The 19,918-nt window shown below is 38.3% G+C and carries 19 protein-coding genes and 1 other annotated feature; all 19 genes read left to right on the top strand.

Annotated elements, in window-relative coordinates:
* The first annotated feature begins 6 nt into the window (after positions 1-6).
* The 19 genes from rpmG to rplW all read left to right on the top strand — a co-directional run bounded on the left by rpmG (position 7) and on the right by rplW (position 19,900).
* A complete protein-coding gene (gene rpmG / locus K9V48_RS14635) occupies positions 7-156 on the top strand; it encodes a 50S ribosomal protein L33 (RefSeq protein WP_224139720.1) in 150 nt (49 codons plus the stop codon).
* A gap of 59 nt (positions 157-215) precedes the next feature.
* On the top strand, positions 216-398 hold the full coding sequence (gene secE / locus K9V48_RS14630) for a preprotein translocase subunit SecE (RefSeq protein ID WP_111618121.1): 183 nt from the start codon (positions 216-218) through the stop codon (positions 396-398).
* 350 nt (positions 399-748) lie between these two features.
* Positions 749-1,282, top strand: a complete 534-nt coding sequence (nusG, locus tag K9V48_RS14625) for a transcription termination/antitermination protein NusG (RefSeq protein WP_111618120.1) — start codon at positions 749-751, stop codon at positions 1,280-1,282.
* 255 nt (positions 1,283-1,537) lie between these two features.
* A complete protein-coding gene (gene rplK / locus K9V48_RS14620; protein ID WP_026561207.1) occupies positions 1,538-1,963 on the top strand; it encodes a 50S ribosomal protein L11 in 426 nt (141 codons plus the stop codon).
* Between the two features lie 111 nt (positions 1,964-2,074).
* On the top strand, positions 2,075-2,773 hold the full coding sequence (gene rplA, locus K9V48_RS14615) for a 50S ribosomal protein L1 (RefSeq protein ID WP_224139718.1): 699 nt from the start codon (positions 2,075-2,077) through the stop codon (positions 2,771-2,773).
* A gap of 49 nt (positions 2,774-2,822) precedes the next feature.
* Positions 2,823-2,968, top strand: a sequence feature (ribosomal protein L10 leader region).
* Between the two features lie 45 nt (positions 2,969-3,013).
* Complete coding sequence (rplJ, locus tag K9V48_RS14610) at positions 3,014-3,514, top strand: 50S ribosomal protein L10 (RefSeq protein WP_224139716.1); 501 nt, start codon at positions 3,014-3,016, stop codon at positions 3,512-3,514.
* A 63-nt stretch (positions 3,515-3,577) separates the two neighbouring features.
* Positions 3,578-3,937: a 50S ribosomal protein L7/L12 gene (rplL, locus tag K9V48_RS14605; RefSeq protein WP_224139715.1), complete on the top strand. Its 360-nt coding sequence runs from the start codon at positions 3,578-3,580 to the stop codon at positions 3,935-3,937.
* A gap of 133 nt (positions 3,938-4,070) precedes the next feature.
* On the top strand, positions 4,071-4,673 hold the full coding sequence (locus K9V48_RS14600) for a class I SAM-dependent methyltransferase (RefSeq protein WP_224139713.1): 603 nt from the start codon (positions 4,071-4,073) through the stop codon (positions 4,671-4,673).
* Between the two features lie 353 nt (positions 4,674-5,026).
* Positions 5,027-8,605, top strand: a complete 3,579-nt coding sequence (rpoB, locus tag K9V48_RS14595) for a DNA-directed RNA polymerase subunit beta (RefSeq protein ID WP_224139711.1) — start codon at positions 5,027-5,029, stop codon at positions 8,603-8,605.
* A gap of 136 nt (positions 8,606-8,741) precedes the next feature.
* On the top strand, positions 8,742-12,341 hold the full coding sequence (gene rpoC / locus K9V48_RS14590; protein WP_224139709.1) for a DNA-directed RNA polymerase subunit beta': 3,600 nt from the start codon (positions 8,742-8,744) through the stop codon (positions 12,339-12,341).
* A 160-nt stretch (positions 12,342-12,501) separates the two neighbouring features.
* Positions 12,502-12,750: a 50S ribosomal protein L7ae-like protein gene (locus tag K9V48_RS14585; RefSeq protein ID WP_224139706.1), complete on the top strand. Its 249-nt coding sequence runs from the start codon at positions 12,502-12,504 to the stop codon at positions 12,748-12,750.
* Between the two features lie 104 nt (positions 12,751-12,854).
* The gene (gene rpsL, locus K9V48_RS14580) at positions 12,855-13,277 is read left to right on the top strand and encodes a 30S ribosomal protein S12 (protein WP_111618111.1); all 423 of its coding nucleotides are present in this window, start codon (positions 12,855-12,857) and stop codon (positions 13,275-13,277) included.
* Positions 13,278-13,319: 42 nt separating this feature from the next.
* Complete coding sequence (gene rpsG / locus K9V48_RS14575; protein WP_111618110.1) at positions 13,320-13,790, top strand: 30S ribosomal protein S7; 471 nt, start codon at positions 13,320-13,322, stop codon at positions 13,788-13,790.
* Between the two features lie 52 nt (positions 13,791-13,842).
* The gene (fusA, locus tag K9V48_RS14570; protein ID WP_224139695.1) at positions 13,843-15,921 is read left to right on the top strand and encodes an elongation factor G; all 2,079 of its coding nucleotides are present in this window, start codon (positions 13,843-13,845) and stop codon (positions 15,919-15,921) included.
* Positions 15,922-16,033: 112 nt separating this feature from the next.
* Positions 16,034-17,221, top strand: a complete 1,188-nt coding sequence (tuf, locus tag K9V48_RS14565) for an elongation factor Tu (RefSeq protein WP_224139694.1) — start codon at positions 16,034-16,036, stop codon at positions 17,219-17,221.
* Positions 17,222-17,981: 760 nt separating this feature from the next.
* A complete protein-coding gene (gene rpsJ, locus K9V48_RS14560) occupies positions 17,982-18,290 on the top strand; it encodes a 30S ribosomal protein S10 (RefSeq protein ID WP_066330427.1) in 309 nt (102 codons plus the stop codon).
* 42 nt (positions 18,291-18,332) lie between these two features.
* On the top strand, positions 18,333-18,962 hold the full coding sequence (rplC, locus tag K9V48_RS14555; protein ID WP_224139692.1) for a 50S ribosomal protein L3: 630 nt from the start codon (positions 18,333-18,335) through the stop codon (positions 18,960-18,962).
* Positions 18,963-18,989: 27 nt separating this feature from the next.
* Complete coding sequence (rplD, locus tag K9V48_RS14550; RefSeq protein ID WP_224139690.1) at positions 18,990-19,613, top strand: 50S ribosomal protein L4; 624 nt, start codon at positions 18,990-18,992, stop codon at positions 19,611-19,613.
* Positions 19,613-19,900: a 50S ribosomal protein L23 gene (rplW, locus tag K9V48_RS14545; protein WP_224139688.1), complete on the top strand. Its 288-nt coding sequence runs from the start codon at positions 19,613-19,615 to the stop codon at positions 19,898-19,900. Before rplD ends, rplW begins: the two co-directional genes overlap by 1 nt.
* The last annotated feature ends 18 nt before the right edge of the window (positions 19,901-19,918 follow it).

Below are 19,918 nucleotides of genomic sequence, written 5' to 3'. Positions count from 1 at the left end.
GAGCAAATGCGAAAAAAGGTAACGTTAGCCTGTACATCATGCGGAAGTAGAAACTATACTACGATGAAAAGTGATACAACTACGAATGATCGATTAGAAATTAATAAATTTTGTAAAGTTTGTAATTCGCATACAAACCACCGTGAAACAAAATAGTCTTTATACTTTTTAATTATTTTGAACGGAATTCCTTATTATTCCTGGAGGTAGCATTTATGCAACGTTTAATTAACTTTTTCCGAGATGTATCCCGTGAAATGAAGAAGGTTAGCTGGCCAAAAGGTACAGAACTTAGAAAGTATACAATTACGGTTTTAACGACTGTGGTGTTTGCTTCGTTATTCTTTGCGGCGGTTGACCTAGGTATTTCTTCGTTAATTCGCATGTTTATTGAATAACAGTTAAAAAATCGTGCTATAATAGAAAATATTAATCTCTGTCTGCAAAACCCGTTAAACGGGTTTTTTCATTGTTTAAAAAAGAAAAACATAAGCAGAATGATATAGATATTCGTATGAAGGTAAGAGGATGGAACCTGCTTATTTATTTTTAAAAAAGTCCAAGAGTTGATGAAGAAATTAGTTTAACGACTAGATCAACATCTAAAGCTAGCTTGTTCCACCCGTATTGGAGTGGAGCTTCTACTTATACAAAGTATTACCTTCGTATGAAAAAGCGGCATTAGAACGCTGTAACAGTTTTGTATAAAACCTATTGTGGGGAGGGAAGGACAAGTTGTCCTGAAACTATGGAAAAGAATTGGTATGTTGTACACACCTATTCAGGTTATGAGAATAAGGTCAAGGCGAATCTTGAGAAGCGTGTCGAATCTATGGGTATGGAAGATAAGATTTTCCGTGTCGTAGTACCTGAAGAGGAAGAAACAGATTATAAGGACGGCAAAAAGAAAGTTGTGAAGAAAAAGGTCTTTCCTGGATATGTTCTAGTTGAGATTGTTATGACTGACGACTCCTGGTATGTTGTTCGTAACACTCCAGGGGTAACAGGGTTTGTTGGCTCATCTGGACATGGTTCAAAACCAACACCATTATTGCCAGATGAAGTTGAGTTCATTTTAAAACGAATGGGAATGGACGAAAATCGAGTTGAATTTGACTTCGAATTGAAAGAAACGGTTACGGTTAATGAAGGCCCATTTGCTAATTTTACGGGATCAATTGAAGAGATTGATAAAGATAAAAGTAAGCTAAAGGTTCTTGTAAATATGTTTGGCCGAGAAACACCAGTAGAATTAGATTTTTCACAAGTAAGTAAATTATAATCTAAAAAAACTTGAAATCAATTTCAAAAAGTGGTAATATTTCATAGGTCAGTATGTCTCAATGATTTGGGGCAAAATGTATGTTTAAACTGATCAGAAATTCAATCATTTCTGAATGGATCAGGGATGTCGACTCTAATAATAGTTTGAGTTGGCGAATGCCTGAATTTTAACTATTCGTATTGCGGATAGTTTAGATGAGTGGGAGGGTTTTTAACCCAATTACCACATCACGGACTTAAGGAGGTGTGTCTCGTGGCTAAAAAAGTAATTAAAATTGTAAAATTGCAAATTCCTGCAGCTAAAGCTAATCCAGCTCCACCGGTTGGTCCTGCATTAGGTCAAGCTGGTGTTAATATCATGGGATTCTGTAAAGAGTTTAACGCACGTACAGCTGATCAAGCTGGCTTAATCATTCCTGTTGAAATCACGGTATTCGAAGACCGTTCATTTACATTTATTACTAAAACTCCTCCTGCTGCTGTACTTCTTAAAAAAGCAGCTGGTATTGAGTCTGGTTCTGGTGAACCAAATCGTAATAAAGTAGCAACAGTTAAACGTGACAAAGTACGTGAAATCGCTGAAACAAAAATGCCTGATTTAAACGCAGCAAGCGTTGAATCAGCAATGCGTATGGTTGAAGGTACTGCACGTAGTATGGGTATTGTTATCGAAGACTAATTTTCAATTAGTTAAGAATGTTTTTTGGGGTTGCGAGTTTGCTTACAAACAAGTTCGCAACCTTTATTCGTGGGAGGTTATTCCGCTAAAACCACTAAGGAGGAAATTAAAATGGCTAAAAGAGGTAAAAAATTAGTAGAAGCTGCTAAGCTTGTAGATCGTGCTAAATTTTATGCAGTACAAGAAGCTGTGGATCTAGTTAAAAAAACTAGCGTTGTTAAGTTTGATGCAACTGTTGAAGTTGCTTTCCGTTTAGGAGTTGACCCTAAGAAAGCAGACCAACAAATTCGTGGTGCAGTTGTACTTCCTAATGGAACTGGTAAAACTCAACGTGTATTAGTGTTTGCTAAAGGTGAAAAAGCGAAAGAAGCTGAAGCAGCAGGAGCAGACTATGTTGGTGATACAGATTATATTACTAAAATCCAACAAGGTTGGTTTGATTTTGATGTAATCGTTGCTACACCAGACATGATGGGTGAAGTTGGTAAATTAGGTCGTGTATTAGGACCAAAAGGTTTAATGCCAAACCCTAAAACTGGAACTGTATCATTTGATGTTACAAAGGCTGTAAATGAAATTAAAGCTGGTAAAGTTGAATACCGCCTTGATAAAGCTGGTATCATTCACGTTCCTATCGGAAAAGTATCATTTGATGATAACAAATTAGTTGAAAACTTTACAACAGTTTACGAAACATTGATGAAAGCTAAACCAGCTGCAGCGAAAGGTACTTACATGAAGAGTGTTAATGCAACATCTACAATGGGACCTGGCGTGAAAGTTGATTCATCAAGCTTCGCTGTAAAATAATAACTATTGACTTCGTAAAGAAGATTATATATAATTATCAATGTTGTTTTAAATGAATATCGCTATACCGAAGACAGTAGGAGCTTTTAAAAGCTTAATTCCCTACCGAGGTGTATTTACGAATAAAGCATTTGATTGCTTGTTGTTGTATATACGAACCTCCATGTCTATCGTGGAGGTTTTTTACAACCATCACCGAACGGTACTAGTGCAATAAATGAAACTACAGGAGGTGTAACAATGAGCGCAATTATCGAACAAAAGAAACAGATCGTAGAAGAAATCTCTACTAAGTTCCGTGAAAGTAAATCTACTATCATCGTTGACTATCGTGGATTAAGCGTGGGTGAAGTTACTGAATTACGTAAACAATTACGTGAGGCTGGAGTTGAATTCAAAGTCTTTAAAAACACGATGACTCGTCGTGCGGTAGAATTAGCTGAGCTAACTGGTCTTGATGATGCATTAACTGGCCCAAATGCAGTTGCATTCAGTAAAGATGATGTTATTGCTCCGGCGAAAATCTTGAACGAATTTGCTAAGAAACACGAAGCTCTTGAAATTAAAGCTGGTGTAATCGAAGGTACTGTAGCGACAGTTGAAGAAGTTAAGGCTCTTGCTGAACTTCCATCACGCGAAGGTTTACTTTCTATGTTGCTTAGCGTTCTTCAAGCTCCAATCCGTAATCTTGCACTTGCTACAAAAGCTGTTGCAGATCAAAAGGAAGAACAAGGCGCGTAATTCAATTAGCCTAGTAATAAACTATTAATACAAATTAAAAGGAAAAACAAGGAGGAAATTATAATGACTCAAGAACAAATCATTGAAGCGGTTAAGAATATGACTGTTTTAGAATTAAACGACTTAGTTAAAGCAATCGAAGAAGAGTTTGGTGTAACTGCTGCGGCTCCTGTAGCTGTAGCTGCTGCTGGTGGAGAAGCTGCTGCTGAGCAAACTGAATTTGATGTAGTACTTGCAAGTGCTGGTGCACAAAAAATCAAAGTTATCAAAGTAGTACGTGAAGCTACTGGTCTTGGCTTAAAAGAAGCTAAAGAAGTAGTTGACAATGCTCCTAAAGCTGTTAAAGAAGGCGTTTCTAAAGAAGATGCTGAAGAATTAAAAGCTAAACTTGAAGAAGTAGGCGCTTCTGTAGAAGTTAAGTAATAATAACAAGACTTATCCGAAAAGCTCGCTATTAATGGCGGGCTTTTTATGTATATCAATTTTTAATGAAAATAAGAAGTATAAAAGTGAAGGAAATTGCAGAACATAATCTCCTGAAAGAGGAGGAACTTGTATGAGTAATCATTATTATTCTCAAAAACCGACTGTGCCAAGTGATCGAAAAAAATGGTCGTTTACCTTAAAAGGGCACCTCTTTACGTTTCAGAGTGATCGGGGGGTGTTTTCGAAAAATGAAGTAGACTTTGGTTCGCGTCTTTTAGTAGAAACATTTATCATGCCTGATATTGAAGGCGATGTTCTAGATGTAGGCTGTGGATATGGACCGATGGGTCTTTCTATCGCGAAGCACTATGATCGACATGTTGATATGATTGACATAAATGAACGTGCAGTTGAATTAGCGAAGGATAATGCTAATCTTAATTCGGTCAAAAATGTAACGATTTTTCAAAGTGATCTATTTCATAAAATCGAAGCAGGTCGTGAATATGTAGCGATCTTATCTAATCCACCGATACGTGCTGGTAAAAAGGTCGTTCATTCAATCTTTGAAGAAAGCTATAGTTGTTTAGTGATGGGCGGAGAGCTGTGGATTGTTATTCAGAAGAAACAAGGTGCACCTTCTGCAATAGATAAACTAAATGAACTATTTGCGGAAGTAGAGGTTGTCAAGAAACAAAAGGGATATTATATAATTAAAGCTAAAAAGTATTGACTCGATTTTTTTGCTATGCTATTATTATAAAATGCCAATATATAATTTCCATAACTGTCTAATTTTTAGGAAATAAAAGGTATGAATGTTAGATTTATGGAAATAATTATAAAATCAATAGTACGATTCAAATTGTGGTTTTCTAGTATGGAACCCTTTTTATTTTTTTGTTTTTTCCTTGCGCTTGTACTTCGTTCCCTTTATTTTTTTCAGATTCCATAGGTGTATTTTAAGATATTGATTTTAAGAGAATGATCTTATGTGAGTTCTCTTATTCGTCTGTCTAAAAAATTTAGGTTTTACATAAAAGTGCAACGCAAGATCTATTACGCTTGATTTGAGGGGTGAATGAGTTGACAGGTCAACTAGTTCAGTATGGACGACACCGCCAACGTAGAAGTTATGCACGCATTAGTGAAGTGTTAGAATTACCAAATCTTATTGAAATTCAAACCTCTTCTTATCAATGGTTTCTTGATGAGGGCTTGAGAGAAATGTTTCGAGATATTTCTCCTATTGAGGATTTCACTGGTAACCTCTCGCTAGATTTTATTGATTATAGCTTAGGAGATCCTAAGTACTCCGTTGAGGAATCAAAGGAGCGCGATGTTACCTATTCTGCGCCATTACGTGTGAAGGTGCGTTTAATTAACAAGGAAACTGGTGAAGTAAAAGATCAAGATGTCTTTATGGGAGATTTTCCTCTCATGACAGAAACAGGTACATTTGTAATTAATGGAGCAGAGCGGGTTATCGTGTCTCAGCTGGTCCGTTCACCAAGTGTATATTACAGTGGTAAAATTGATAAAAATGGTAGAAGAGGCTTTACAGCGACTGTAATACCAAACCGTGGAGCTTGGTTAGAATACGAAACAGATGCAAAAGATGTGGTTTATGTGCGAATTGACCGCACACGTAAATTGCCTGTGACTGTTCTTTTGCGTGCTCTTGGGTTTGGCTCTGATCAAGAAATCATCGACCTATTGGGTGAAAATGAGTACCTCCGTAATACTCTTGATAAAGATAATACGGAAAGCACAGAGAAAGCATTGCTTGAAATCTATGAACGTCTTCGCCCGGGCGAACCGCCGACAGTTGAAAATGCGAAGGGTTTATTAGATACAAGATTTTTCGATCCAAAGCGTTATGATTTAGCAAATGTTGGACGTTACAAGATTAATAAAAAGCTCCATATTAAGAATCGTCTTTTTAATCAACGTTTAGCAGAAACATTAGTTGATCCAGAAACAGGAGAGATTATTGTTGAAAAAGGAACGATGATTGATAGAAGAACATTAGATCGTATCATGCCAAACCTTGAAAATGGTGTTGGTTTCAAAAAGGAACACCCTTCTGGTGGCGTTATTGTTGATGAAGTAACACTTCAGTCTATTAAAATATACGCACCGAACGATCCTGATGGTGAAATGGTCATTAATGTTTTAGGTAATGCATTTGTAGAAGAAGAAGTTAAAAACATTACAGTTGCAGATATTCTAGCTTCTATTAGTTATTTCTTTAACTTATTACACGGTGTTGGTGATACAGATGATATCGACCATTTAGGTAATCGTCGACTTCGCTCTGTAGGAGAGTTATTGCAAAATCAATTTAGAATCGGATTATCGAGAATGGAACGTGTTGTGCGTGAAAGAATGTCTATTCAAGATACAGCTACAATTACGCCACAACAGTTAATTAATATCCGTCCTGTAATTGCTTCGATTAAGGAATTTTTTGGTAGCTCTCAGTTATCTCAGTTCATGGATCAAACAAATCCGCTCGCTGAATTAACACATAAGCGTCGATTATCAGCTTTAGGACCAGGTGGATTAACACGTGAACGTGCAGGATTTGAAGTGCGTGACGTACACTATTCACATTATGGTCGTATGTGTCCGATTGAAACTCCTGAGGGGCCAAATATCGGGTTAATCAACTCACTTTCATCTTATGCAAAAGTGAATCGCTTTGGCTTTATTGAAACGCCTTATCGAAAGGTTGATCCAGAGACTGGAAAGGTCACAGCAAGAATTGATTATTTAACTGCAGACGAACAAGATAACTATGTAGTAGCACAGGCAAATGCTCGACTTGGTGAAGATGGTTCATTCTTAGATGAAGATGTTGTTGCTCGTTTTAGAGAAGAGAACGTAGTTGTTAATCGAGATCGAATTGATTATATGGACGTATCTCCAAAGCAAGTTGTATCTGCTGCAACAGCTTGTATTCCATTCTTAGAAAATGATGACTCTAACCGTGCATTAATGGGTGCGAACATGCAACGTCAAGCTGTACCTTTATTGAATCCTGAGGCTCCAATTGTTGGAACTGGTATGGAATATGTATCTGGTAAAGACTCAGGCGCGGCAGTTATCTGTAAATACCCTGGTGTTGTTGAACGTGTGGAAGCGAAGAATGTTTGGGTTCGTCGTTACGAAGACGTTGATGGTCAAAGGGTTAAAGGGAATTTAGATAAATATAACTTATTAAAATTCATTCGTTCAAACCAAGGAACTTGCTACAACCAACGCCCGATTGTGAGTGAAGGCGACGAAGTAGTTAAAGGTGAGATTCTTGCGGACGGCCCATCAATGGAATTAGGTGAACTTGCATTAGGAAGAAATGTAATGGTTGCCTTCATGACATGGGATGGATATAACTATGAAGATGCTATTATCATGAGTGAAAGACTTGTGAAAGACGATGTTTATACATCTATTCACATTGAAGAATATGAGTCGGAATCTCGTGATACGAAGTTAGGGCCTGAAGAAATTACACGCGACATTCCAAACGTTGGGGAAGATGCGTTAAGGAATTTAGATGAGCGTGGAATTATTCGAGTTGGAGCTGAAGTAAAAGACGGAGATCTATTAGTTGGTAAAGTTACACCTAAGGGCGTAACAGAACTTACTGCAGAAGAGCGACTTTTACATGCAATCTTCGGAGAAAAGGCACGTGAAGTACGTGATACTTCATTACGTGTGCCACATGGTGGAGAAGGAATCATTCTTGACGTTAAAGTATTTAATCGTGAAGATGGGGATGAATTACCACCAGGTGTTAACCAATTAGTACGTGTTTATATCGTTCAAAAGCGTAAAATTAATGAAGGCGATAAAATGGCTGGACGTCACGGTAACAAGGGTGTAATCTCACGAATTCTTCCAGAAGAGGATATGCCATACTTACCAGATGGAACACCAGTAGATATCATGTTAAACCCACTTGGAGTACCTTCACGTATGAATATCGGACAGGTACTAGAGTTACACTTAGGAATGGCTGCAAGAAGAATGGGTATTCATGTCGCTTCTCCTGTATTTGATGGTGCGACAGAAGAGGATGTATGGGAAACGTTAGCAGAAGCAGGTATGGCACGTGATGCCAAGACTGTACTTTATGATGGACGTACAGGTGAGCCGTTCGATAACCGTGTATCAGTTGGTATTATGTATATGATCAAACTTGCACATATGGTTGATGATAAGCTACACGCACGTTCTACAGGTCCATACTCATTAGTTACACAACAGCCACTAGGTGGTAAAGCGCAATTTGGTGGTCAGCGTTTTGGAGAGATGGAGGTTTGGGCGCTTGAAGCATACGGTGCTGCCTATACTCTTCAAGAAATCCTGACTGTTAAATCAGATGATGTCGTAGGACGTGTAAAAACGTATGAAGCGATTGTTAAAGGTGAGAATGTACCTGAACCAGGTGTTCCAGAGTCATTCAAAGTATTAATTAAAGAGCTTCAAAGTTTAGGTATGGATGTTAAGATGTTGTCAAGCGACGAGCAAGAGATCGAAATGAGAGACCTTGATGACGATGAAGAATCCCAACAAGCAGAAGGCTTATCAATAAATGAACAAGTGGATACAAATTCTGAAGCTGTTGAGTTAGAAAAAGACACAGTAGCAAAAGAATAAGTTACATTATGAGGCTGATCGTTCAGCCTTGTTCAATAAGTCACTCATAAATAAAGGGTCTATTTGCCTTTTATTTATGAGTGATTAGATCTTAAAAAAAGGGTAGAACCTGAAGACGAAAAGGGAGGTAGGCCCCTTGTTAGATGTAAATAATTTTGAATATATGAGCATCGGATTAGCTTCACCAGACAAGATTCGTTCATGGTCTTTTGGTGAGGTTAAGAAACCAGAAACAATTAACTATCGTACGTTGAAGCCAGAAAAAGATGGTTTGTTTTGTGAACGCATATTCGGACCCACTAAAGACTGGGAATGTCATTGTGGAAAATACAAAAGAGTACGTTATAAAGGTGTAGTGTGTGATCGTTGTGGCGTTGAAGTTACACGTGCAAAAGTACGTCGTGAGAGAATGGGTCATATTGAATTAGCTGCTCCAGTTTCTCATATTTGGTACTTCAAAGGAATCCCTAGCCGTATGGGCCTAGTACTAGATATGTCTCCGCGTGCTTTAGAAGAAGTTATCTATTTTGCTTCTTACGTAACAACTGATACAGGAGACACTCCTCTTGAGAAGAAACAACTATTATCTGAGAAAGAATACCGTGCATATCGCGAGAAATACGGTAATACTTTTCAAGCGTCAATGGGTGCGGAAGCGATTAGAAAGCTTTTATCAGATATCGATTTAGATAAAGAAGTGGACGGCTTAAAGGAAGAATTAAAGTCAGCTCAAGGACAACGTAGAACGCGTGCAATTAAGCGCCTTGAAGTCTTAGAAGCATTCCGTAATTCAGGCAATGAACCATCATGGATGGTCCTAGATGTACTTCCTGTAATTCCACCTGAACTACGACCAATGGTACAGCTTGATGGTGGTCGGTTTGCAACATCAGATTTAAATGATCTATACAGACGTGTTATTAACCGTAATAATCGTCTAAAGCGTTTATTAGATTTAGGTGCACCAAGTATCATCGTTCAAAACGAAAAGCGTATGCTACAAGAAGCAGTTGATGCGCTTATTGATAATGGACGTCGCGGTCGCCCTGTAACAGGTCCAGGTAACCGTCCGTTAAAATCCCTTTCACATATGTTAAAGGGGAAACAAGGACGTTTCCGTCAAAACTTATTAGGTAAACGTGTTGATTACTCTGGTCGTTCTGTAATCGTCGTTGGTCCAAACCTAAAAATGTACCAATGTGGTTTGCCGAAGGAAATGGCATTGGAATTATTTAAACCGTTTGTAATGAAAGAACTTGTTGAAAAAGGATTAGCTCATAACATTAAGAGTGCTAAGAGAAAAATTGAACGAGTTCAGCCGGAAGTATGGGATGTCTTAGAATCTGTTATTAAGGAACACCCAGTACTACTTAACCGTGCACCGACGCTGCATAGATTAGGAATTCAGGCATTTGAACCTACTTTAGTAGAAGGTCGTGCAATTCGTCTTCATCCACTAGTATGTACAGCATACAATGCGGATTTCGATGGTGACCAGATGGCTGTTCACGTACCATTATCTGCAGAAGCGCAGGCAGAAGCGCGTATTTTGATGCTAGCTGCACAAAATATCCTAAATCCTAAGGATGGTAAGCCTGTTGTTACACCTTCTCAAGATATGGTGTTAGGTAACTATTACTTAACGTTAGAGCGTGAGGGTTCAATTGGTGAAGGTATGATTTTTAATGATACAAATGAAGCGCTGCTTGCATATCAAAACGGTTATGTACATTTACATACTCGTGTTGCTGTTAACGCAGGAGCATTAAATAATCAAACCTTTACTGAAAAGCAAAACAAAATGTTGCTTATCACAACTGTAGGTAAGTTGATTTTCAATGAAATTTTACCAGAGTCATTCCCGTACATGAATGAGCCGACAAAATTAAACATTGAAGAAAAGACACCTGAAAAGTACTTTGTAGAAACAAACGTAAATGTGAAAGAACATATAGCTGCACAGGAAGAGATATTACCTTTTAAAAAGGGTATTCTTGGTAATGTTATTGCAGAGATTTTCAAAAAGTTCCATATTACTGAAACATCAAAAATGTTGGACCGTATGAAAAACCTTGGTTTTAAATACTCAACTAAAGCTGGTATTACTGTTGGTGTAGCTGACATTATCGTTTTAAAAGAAAAAGAAGAAATTATTAGCGAAGGCCAAACCAAAGTTGATAACGTCTTAAAGCAATTTAGAAGAGGGTTAATTACCGAGGAAGAGCGTTATGAGCGTGTTATTTCGATTTGGAGTGCAGCAAAAGATACGATTCAAGGTAAACTGATGGCGTCCCTTGATAAACGCAACCCAATCTTTATGATGAGTGACTCAGGTGCCCGTGGTAATGCTTCAAACTTCACACAACTTGCTGGTATGCGTGGTCTTATGGCCAACCCGGCTGGACGTATTATTGAGTTACCGATTAAATCAAGTTTCCGAGAAGGGTTAACAGTATTAGAGTACTTTATCTCTACACATGGTGCACGTAAAGGACTTGCAGATACGGCTCTGAAAACGGCTGACTCTGGTTACTTAACTCGTCGTCTTGTTGATGTTGCGCAAGATGTAATTATTCGTGATGATGACTGTGGAACCGATCGAGGCATACTTGCAAAAGCAATTAAAGAAGGTACAGAGATTATTGAAAACCTTGATGAACGTTTAATTGGTCGTTATTGTCGTAAGGTAGTTAAGCATCCTGAGACAGGTGAAGTTTTAGTGAGTGAAAATGAGTTAATCACTGAAGATATCGCTGTTGAAATTATTGATGCTGGTATAGAGGAAGTATGGATTCGTTCTGCATTTACATGTAACACTAGACATGGTGTGTGTAAAAAATGTTATGGACGTAACCTAGCTACAGGTACTGAAGTTGAGGTTGGAGAAGCAGTTGGAATTATCGCTGCGCAATCCATCGGTGAGCCTGGTACACAGTTAACAATGCGTACTTTCCATACAGGTGGGGTAGCAGGAGATGATATCACACAAGGTTTACCTCGTATTCAAGAGTTATTTGAGGCAAGAAACCCTAAAGGGCAAGCACTTATCACTGAGATTAGTGGTGTTGTTGCCGAAATTAACGAAGTACGCGACAAACAACAAGAAATCGTCATCCAAGGTGAAGTGGAATCCCGTTCTTACACAGCTCCATATAATGCGCGCTTAAAAGTTACTCAAGGTGATAAAGTCGAGAGTGGCGAAGTATTAACGGAAGGTTCAATCGATCCGAAGGAATTACTTAAAGTTAAGGATCTTCAAGCTGTACAACAATATCTCTTACGTGAAGTTCAAAAAGTATACCGCATGCAAGGGGTAGAAATTGGCGATAAACACGTAGAGGTAATGGTAAGACAGATGCTTCGTAAGGTAAGAGTTATGGATGCTGGTGACACAGATGTATTACCAGGTACACTTCTTGATGTCCATCAATTTACTGATGCCAACAAGCAAGTATTGTTAGATGGTAAACGTCCTGCGACAGCTCGCCCAGTCTTACTTGGTATTACAAAAGCATCACTTGAAACAGATTCCTTCTTATCTGCAGCGTCATTCCAAGAAACAACACGCGTTCTGACTGATGCAGCAATTAAAGGAAAACGTGATGAATTATTAGGTCTGAAGGAAAATGTTATTATTGGAAAACTTGTGCCGGCTGGTACTGGTATGCCAAGATATCGTCAGGCTGAACCGATTTCAAAAGTAAAGCAAACTGAAGAAGTTGCTTCTATAGACTGATAAAATTCATAAATACAGCCTAATTAATCATTAAGGTAGTTTAATTGGTTAGAGATGGATGCAGAAAGTTTTTTGATAGGACTGTTGACATCCATCTCTACCAATGATACTATATTTTAGGTGCTCGATCTTAACCTGTTGCTTTGGAGGATATTTGATTATGTCTTATGAAAAAGTATTACAGGCACACAAAAAAATTGTTGGTACTAAGCAATCAGTTAAAGCCCTTATAAATAATGAGGTTAAAGAGATTATTATTGCAAATGATGCTGATGACCGAATAACCCAAAAGGTAATTCAAACAGCAGAAGAACTGAAAATCCCTTTAACAAAAGTTTCTTCTATGAAAGAGCTTGGAAAAGCTTGTGAAATAGATGTAGGAGCTGCAGCTGTAGCTATAATCCAGTAAAAACTGTTTTTGCGATATGAATTGCCATTTTGCAGAAACTTTGTTTTTGCCTAAATATGAACCACCTGGATGTGTGGTATTAAAAAAAGAGGGGAGGAAAAATAATGCCTACTATTAACCAATTAGTTCGTAAAGGACGCGTAAGTAAAGTTGAGAATTCAAAATCACCAGCTTTAAACAAAGGTTACAACAGCTTCAAAAAAGAGCAAACGAATGTAACATCACCTCAAAAACGTGGTGTTTGTACTCGTGTAGGTACGATGACGCCTAAGAAACCTAACTCGGCTCTTCGTAAATATGCTCGTGTACGTTTAACTAACGGAATCGAAGTTACAGCTTATATTCCAGGTATCGGCCACAACCTACAAGAGCACAGTGTTGTTCTTATCCGTGGAGGTCGTGTAAAGGATTTACCAGGGGTACGTTATCACATCGTACGTGGTGCGCTTGACACTGCTGGAGTTGACGGACGTATGCAAGGTCGTTCTAAATACGGTACAAAACGTCCAAAAGCTGCAAAAAAATAATAATTTCTAAATAAATAATATTTGATGAAGGGAGGACATAACATGCCACGTAAAGGTCCTGTAACAAAAAGAGACGTATTACCAGATCCACTTTACAATTCAAAGCTTGTTACACGTTTAGTAAACAGAATTATGATTGACGGAAAAAGAGGTAAAGCACAATCTGTACTTTACAATGCTTTCGATTTAATCAAAGAACGTTCTGGAAAAGATGCTATGGAAGTGTTCGAACAAGCACTTAAAAACATCATGCCAGTTCTTGAAGTTAAAGCTCGCCGTGTTGGTGGTGCTAACTATCAAGTACCTGTAGAAGTACGTCCAGACCGTCGTACTACTTTAGGTCTTCGTTGGTTAGTAAACTACGCACGTCTTCGTGGAGAGAAAACGATGGAAGAGCGTTTAGCTAACGAAATTCTTGATGCAGCTAACAACACTGGAGCAGCAGTTAAGAAACGTGAAGATACACACAAAATGGCTGAAGCAAATAAAGCATTTGCTCACTATCGTTGGTAATCAATACACTTTACTAATACTAAAATTCCCATGAGGAAGGAGAAATTACCCAATGGCAAGAGAGTTCTCCTTAGAAAATACTCGTAATATCGGCATCATGGCTCACATTGATGCCGGTAAAACGACTACAACTGAACGCGTTCTTTATTATACTGGTCGTATTCATAAGATCGGTGAAACTCATGAAGGTGCATCTCAAATGGACTGGATGGAGCAAGAGCAAGAACGTGGAATTACAATTACATCTGCTGCAACAACAGCACAATGGAAAGGTCATCGTGTAAACATCATCGACACTCCAGGGCACGTAGACTTCACAGTTGAAGTTGAACGTTCTCTACGTGTACTTGATGGTGCTGTAGCAGTTCTTGATGCTCAATCAGGTGTTGAGCCACAAACAGAAACAGTTTGGCGTCAAGCTACAACTTATGGAGTACCACGTGTTGTATTTGTTAACAAAATGGACAAAACAGGCGCGGATTTCTTATATTCTGTTAAAACTATACATGAACGTCTTCAAGCTAATGCTCACCCAATTCAATTACCAATTGGTGCTGAGGATCAATTTGAAGGAATCATCGACTTAGTTGAGATGACAGCAACATTCTATGGTAATGACTTAGGTACAGATATCCAAGAAGGAGAAATACCTGAAGAATACCAAGATCAAGCAAATGAATACCGTGAAAGTTTAGTAGAAGCAGTAGCAGAACTTGATGAAGAATTAATGGAGAAATACCTTGGTGGAGAAGAAATCACTAACGACGAGCTTAAAGAAGCAATTCGTAAAGGTACTGTAAACGTTGAATTCTACCCTGTAATCTGTGGTTCTGCATTCAAAAACAAAGGTGTTCAAAAAATGCTAGATGCAGTAATTGCTTATCTTCCATCACCTTTAGATGTACCTGCAATTAAAGGTCATGCACCAGATAGTGACGAAGAATTAGTTCGTGAATCTAGTGATGAAGGTCCATTCGCTGCTTTAGCATTTAAAGTAATGACTGATCCGTATGTAGGTAAATTAACATTCTTCCGTGTTTACTCTGGTACATTGAGCGCTGGATCATACGTTCAAAACTCAACTAAAGGTAAACGTGAACGTGTAGGACGTATATTACAAATGCACGCAAACAGTCGTGAAGAAATCAGTGAAGTACATGCTGGAGATATCGCTGCTGCAGTAGGTTTGAAAGATACAACGACTGGTGATACTTTATGTGATGATAAGAACCTAGTTATCTTAGAATCAATGGATTTCCCAGAACCTGTTATTCAACTTTCTGTTGAGCCGAAATCTAAAGCAGACCAAGATAAGATGACAACAGCTTTACAAAAACTTCAAGAAGAAGATCCAACATTCAGAGCACATACTGACGTAGAAACTGGTCAAACAATTATTGCTGGTATGGGTGAACTTCACTTAGATATTCTTGTGGATCGTATGAGACGTGAATTCAAAGTTGAAGCTAATGTTGGTGCTCCTCAAGTTGCATACCGTGAAACATTCCGTGCGGCTGCAAAAGTTGAAGGTAAATTTGCTCGTCAATCTGGTGGTCGTGGACAGTTTGGTCACGTATGGATCGAATTCGAACCGAACGAAGAAGGTAAAGGTTTTGAATTTGAGAACAAAATCGTCGGTGGTGTAGTACCACGTGAATACGTACCTGCTGTAGCAGCTGGACTTGAAGATTCAATGAAAAACGGTGTACTTGCTGGATATCCATTAGTGGATGTAAAAGCTGCATTAGTTGATGGATCATACCATGATGTTGACTCAAGTGAAATGGCGTTTAAAGTAGCTGCATCATTAGCTCTTAAAAACGCAATTTCAAAGTGTAACCCAGTTATCCTTGAGCCTGTAATGAGGGTGGAAGTTGTAATTCCTGAGGAATACATGGGTGACATTATGGGGCAAGTTACAGCACGTCGTGGACGTGTAGAAGGTATGGAAGCACGTGGTAACGCACAAGTTGTACGTGCAATGATTCCACTTTCTGAAATGTTTGGTTATGCTACTGCATTACGTTCAAGTACTCAAGGTCGTGGCGTATTCACAATGCACTTTGATCACTATGAAGAAGTTCCAAAATCAGTTTCAGAAGAAATTATCAAAAAAAATAAAGGTCAGTAATTGATTTTACCCCTTTGATGAAGTATAACTACTTATGTGAGAACAGAAAGTGATGGTATCACTTTCTGTTACATATACCCTAAAATATTAAACTCCAAGGAGGATTATTAGAATGGCTAAAGAAAAATTCGACCGTTCCAAAACGCATGCAAATATTGGTACAATTGGACACGTTGACCATGGTAAAACAACTTTAACAGCTGCAATCACTACTGTTCTTGCTAAAGCTGGTGGTGGAGAAGCAAAAGGTTACGATCAAATCGATGCTGCTCCTGAAGAAAGAGAACGTGGTATTACAATTAATACTTCTCACGTTGAATATGAAACTGCAACTCGTCACTATGCACACGTTGACTGCCCAGGACATGCTGACTATGTTAAAAACATGATCACTGGTGCTGCACAAATGGATGGTGGTATCTTAGTAGTTTCAGCTGCTGATGGCCCAATGCCACAAACTCGTGAGCATATCCTATTATCTCGTCAAGTTGGTGTACCTTACCTTGTTGTATTCTTAAACAAATGTGACATGGTTGATGACGAAGAGCTTTTAGAATTAGTTGAAATGGAAGTTCGTGACTTACTTTCTGAGTACGATTTCCCTGGTGACGATGTTCCAGTAATTAAAGGTTCTGCTCTTAAAGCTCTTGAAGGAGAAGCTGCTTGGGAAGAAAGAATCCTTGAACTTATGGCTGCAGTTGATGAGTACATCCCAACACCAGCACGTGACACTGAAAAACCATTCATGATGCCTGTTGAGGATGTATTCTCAATCACAGGTCGTGGAACAGTTGCAACAGGTCGTGTTGAGCGTGGACAAGTAAAAGTTGGTGACGTAATTGATATCATCGGATTTACTGAAGAAGCAAAATCAACTACTGTAACAGGTGTTGAAATGTTCCGTAAGCTTCTTGATTATGCTGAAGCTGGTGACAACATTGGAGCACTTCTTCGTGGGGTTTCTCGTGAAGATATCCAACGTGGTCAAGTTCTTGCTAAGCCAGGAACAATCACTCCACACACTAACTTTAAAGCAGAAGTTTATGTGTTATCAAAAGAAGAAGGTGGACGTCATACTCCATTCTTCACTAACTACCGTCCTCAGTTCTACTTCCGTACAACTGACGTAACTGGTATTTGTCAACTTCCTGAAGGCGTTGAAATGGTTATGCCTGGGGATAACGTAGAAATGACTGTTGAACTTATTGCTCCAATCGCGATTGAAGAAGGTACAAAATTCTCAATCCGTGAAGGTGGACGTACAGTAGGCGCAGGCGTAGTTGCTTCTATCCAAGCGTAATTTCTCTTCTATATAGAGATTAAAAAGGTGAGCTTATTAGCTCACCTTTTTTGCCGTTTAGCGTACGATACATTTTTTGAACTGTGGATAAGCGTATGACCAGCGTCAAGCCATTCTCGGGTCTGTAGCCAATCTTGAATTGAAGGTAAAAAACACTTTCTATTTAAGGTTGGCTTATTTACCTAAGGTTCATCAAGGTGTATTCACTTTTGTTTTATTCATTTTACTATTCATTGTTAACATCTAGGAGTCCAGCAGTGAAAGTAATATCTGTTGTTTTCTTTACTTGCTTAGTGGTGATCTCCATTCTTACAAGTTCGCAAAACCCCAATACCAGAATTGAAGAGAAACAATGAAGAACGGTTTAAAAGAAACAATATAAACGACGGTTATTAAACTGTAAATTAAATATTCATTTCAATACTTTCAGTAGAGTATTGAATGTAAGGTGTGACTTTTCATTATAAATATATTTGCCTACGCAATTCTAAACAAGTTATAGAAAATTAAACCAAATGGATTTACCTTGATATTCATATGCAATCTATGTATAATATGAAAAGTGCTCGGGAAAAGTAATTGAATTGTAAATTTCTCTTGCATCTATCACAGTTTTTTTGTATAATAGACAATGTTGGTCTTTGACTGCGATGAAGCAGGAGGTTGCCGATACACACGGCCGCTTTGCCATGGCGTGTGTAGGGAAAATTCTTGCGGAGAAAATGTCTATTTTGAAAATAGGCGAAAAGGAGGGAAAGTAATGGCAAAACAAAAGATTCGTATTCGTTTAAAAGCTTATGATCACAGAATTCTTGATCAATCTGCAGAGAAAATTGTAGAAACTGCAAAACGTTCTGGTGCAAATGTATCTGGTCCAATTCCGTTACCAACAGAAAGATCTGTATACACAATCCTACGTGCGGTTCATAAATATAAAGATTCTCGTGAGCAATTCGAAATGCGTACGCATAAACGTTTAATTGATATCATCAACCCAACACCACAAACTGTTGATGCATTAATGCGTTTAGACTTACCATCTGGTGTTGACATCGAAATAAAACTTTAATTTTTAAAAATAAATAATGAATAATAATAGGAGGTGTGACTCATGACCAAAGGAATCTTAGGAAGAAAAATTGGTATGACGCAAGTATTTGCAGAAAACGGTGATTTAATTCCGGTAACTGTTATCGAAGCTACTCCAAACGTAGTTCTTCAAAAAAAATCTGAAGAAACTGATGGCTATTCAGCTATTCAATTAGGTTTTGAAGACAAACGTGAAAAGTTATCTAACAAACCAGAAAAGGGCCACGTAGCAAAAGCTAATACTGCACCTAAGCGCTTCGTTAAAGAACTTCGTGAAGCTAGCTTAGATGCGTACGAAGTTGGTCAAGAAGTCAAGGTTGATATTTTCACTGCAGGTGAAATTGTAGATGTAACAGGAATTTCTAAAGGGAAAGGTTTCCAAGGCTCAATCAAACGCCACGGACAATCTCGTGGGCCTATGTCTCATGGTTCTCGTTACCATCGTCGCCCAGGTTCAATGGGACCTGTAGCACCTAACCGTGTATTTAAAAACAAACTTTTACCTGGTCGTATGGGTGGAGAACGTATTACAGTTCAAAACTTAGAAATCGTTAAAGTAGATGCTGAACGCAATCTATTATTGATTAAAGGTAACGTTCCAGGACCTAAAAAAGCACTTATTACTGTGAAAAGCGCAGTAAAATCAAAATAATTTCTTTAGGAAAGGAGGAATTGGATAATGCCGAAAGTAGCATTATTAAACCAATCTGGATCAAATGTTGGAGAAATCGAACTTAACGATTCAGTATTTGGTATCGAACCTAATCAGCACGTATTATTTGATGCGGTTATCATGCAAAGAGCTTCCTTACGTCAAGGAACTCACAAAGTAAAAAATCGTTCTGAAGTAGCAGGCGGAGGTCGTAAACCTTGGCGTCAAAAGGGTACTGGTCGTGCTCGTCAAGGATCTATTCGTTCTCCACAATGGCGCGGTGGTGGTGTAGTATTTGGACCAACTCCACGTTCATACGCTTATAAATTACCAAAAAAAGTTCGCCGTTTAGCGATCAAATCAGCTTTATCATCTAAAGTAATTGACAACAACATCGTTGTATTAGAGGACTTAGCGTTCAACGCTCCAAAAACAAAAGAAATGACTGCAGTACTTAACGGTCTTTCAGTTGCGAAAAAAGCGTTAATCGTTACAGCTGACAACAATGAGAATGTTGCATTATCAGCACGTAATATCCCTGGTGTAACAGTTGTTACTGCTGGTGGAGTAAACGTACTAGATGTGCTTAATCATGAAAAGCTAATTATGACGAAAGCAGCGGTGCAAAAAGTAGAGGAGGTACTTGCATAATGAAAGATCCTCGTGATATTATAAAGCGCCCAGTAATCACTGAACGTTCAACAGACCTTATGGCTGAAAGAAAATATACGTTTGATGTTGATGTGAAAGCTAATAAAACTGAAGTTAAAGATGCTATCGAATCAATCTTTGGCGTTAAAGTTGAAAAAGTTAACATCATGAACTATAAAGGTAAATTCAAACGCGTTGGGAAATATAGCGGATTAACAAACCGTCGTCGTAAAGCAATCATTAAGCTTGCTGCAGACAGCAAAGAAATCGAATTATTTGAAGTATAATTTCATATAGAAAAGGAG

The organism is Metabacillus rhizolycopersici (assembly GCF_020075705.1).
This window is presented reverse-complemented; position numbering and strand designations above follow the sequence as displayed.

Bases quoted from the DNA above. Each gene is read 5' to 3' on its own strand.
- rpmG (WP_224139720.1), top strand. From the start codon at position 7: ATGCGAAAAAAGGTAACGTTAGCCTGTACATCATGCGGAAGTAGAAAC.
- rplJ (WP_224139716.1), top strand. From the start codon at position 3,014: ATGAGCGCAATTATCGAACAAAAGAAACAGATCGTAGAAGAAATCTCT.
- secE (WP_111618121.1), top strand. From the start codon at position 216: ATGCAACGTTTAATTAACTTTTTCCGAGATGTATCCCGTGAAATGAAG.
- rpsG (WP_111618110.1), top strand. From the start codon at position 13,320: ATGCCACGTAAAGGTCCTGTAACAAAAAGAGACGTATTACCAGATCCA.
- rplD (WP_224139690.1), top strand. From the start codon at position 18,990: ATGCCGAAAGTAGCATTATTAAACCAATCTGGATCAAATGTTGGAGAA.
- rpsL (WP_111618111.1), top strand. From the start codon at position 12,855: ATGCCTACTATTAACCAATTAGTTCGTAAAGGACGCGTAAGTAAAGTT.
- rpsJ (WP_066330427.1), top strand. From the start codon at position 17,982: ATGGCAAAACAAAAGATTCGTATTCGTTTAAAAGCTTATGATCACAGA.
- K9V48_RS14585 (WP_224139706.1), top strand. From the start codon at position 12,502: ATGTCTTATGAAAAAGTATTACAGGCACACAAAAAAATTGTTGGTACT.
- tuf (WP_224139694.1), top strand. From the start codon at position 16,034: ATGGCTAAAGAAAAATTCGACCGTTCCAAAACGCATGCAAATATTGGT.
- rplA (WP_224139718.1), top strand. From the start codon at position 2,075: ATGGCTAAAAGAGGTAAAAAATTAGTAGAAGCTGCTAAGCTTGTAGAT.
- nusG (WP_111618120.1), top strand. From the start codon at position 749: ATGGAAAAGAATTGGTATGTTGTACACACCTATTCAGGTTATGAGAAT.
- rplC (WP_224139692.1), top strand. From the start codon at position 18,333: ATGACCAAAGGAATCTTAGGAAGAAAAATTGGTATGACGCAAGTATTT.
- rplW (WP_224139688.1), top strand. From the start codon at position 19,613: ATGAAAGATCCTCGTGATATTATAAAGCGCCCAGTAATCACTGAACGT.
- fusA (WP_224139695.1), top strand. From the start codon at position 13,843: ATGGCAAGAGAGTTCTCCTTAGAAAATACTCGTAATATCGGCATCATG.
- rplL (WP_224139715.1), top strand. From the start codon at position 3,578: ATGACTCAAGAACAAATCATTGAAGCGGTTAAGAATATGACTGTTTTA.
- K9V48_RS14600 (WP_224139713.1), top strand. From the start codon at position 4,071: ATGAGTAATCATTATTATTCTCAAAAACCGACTGTGCCAAGTGATCGA.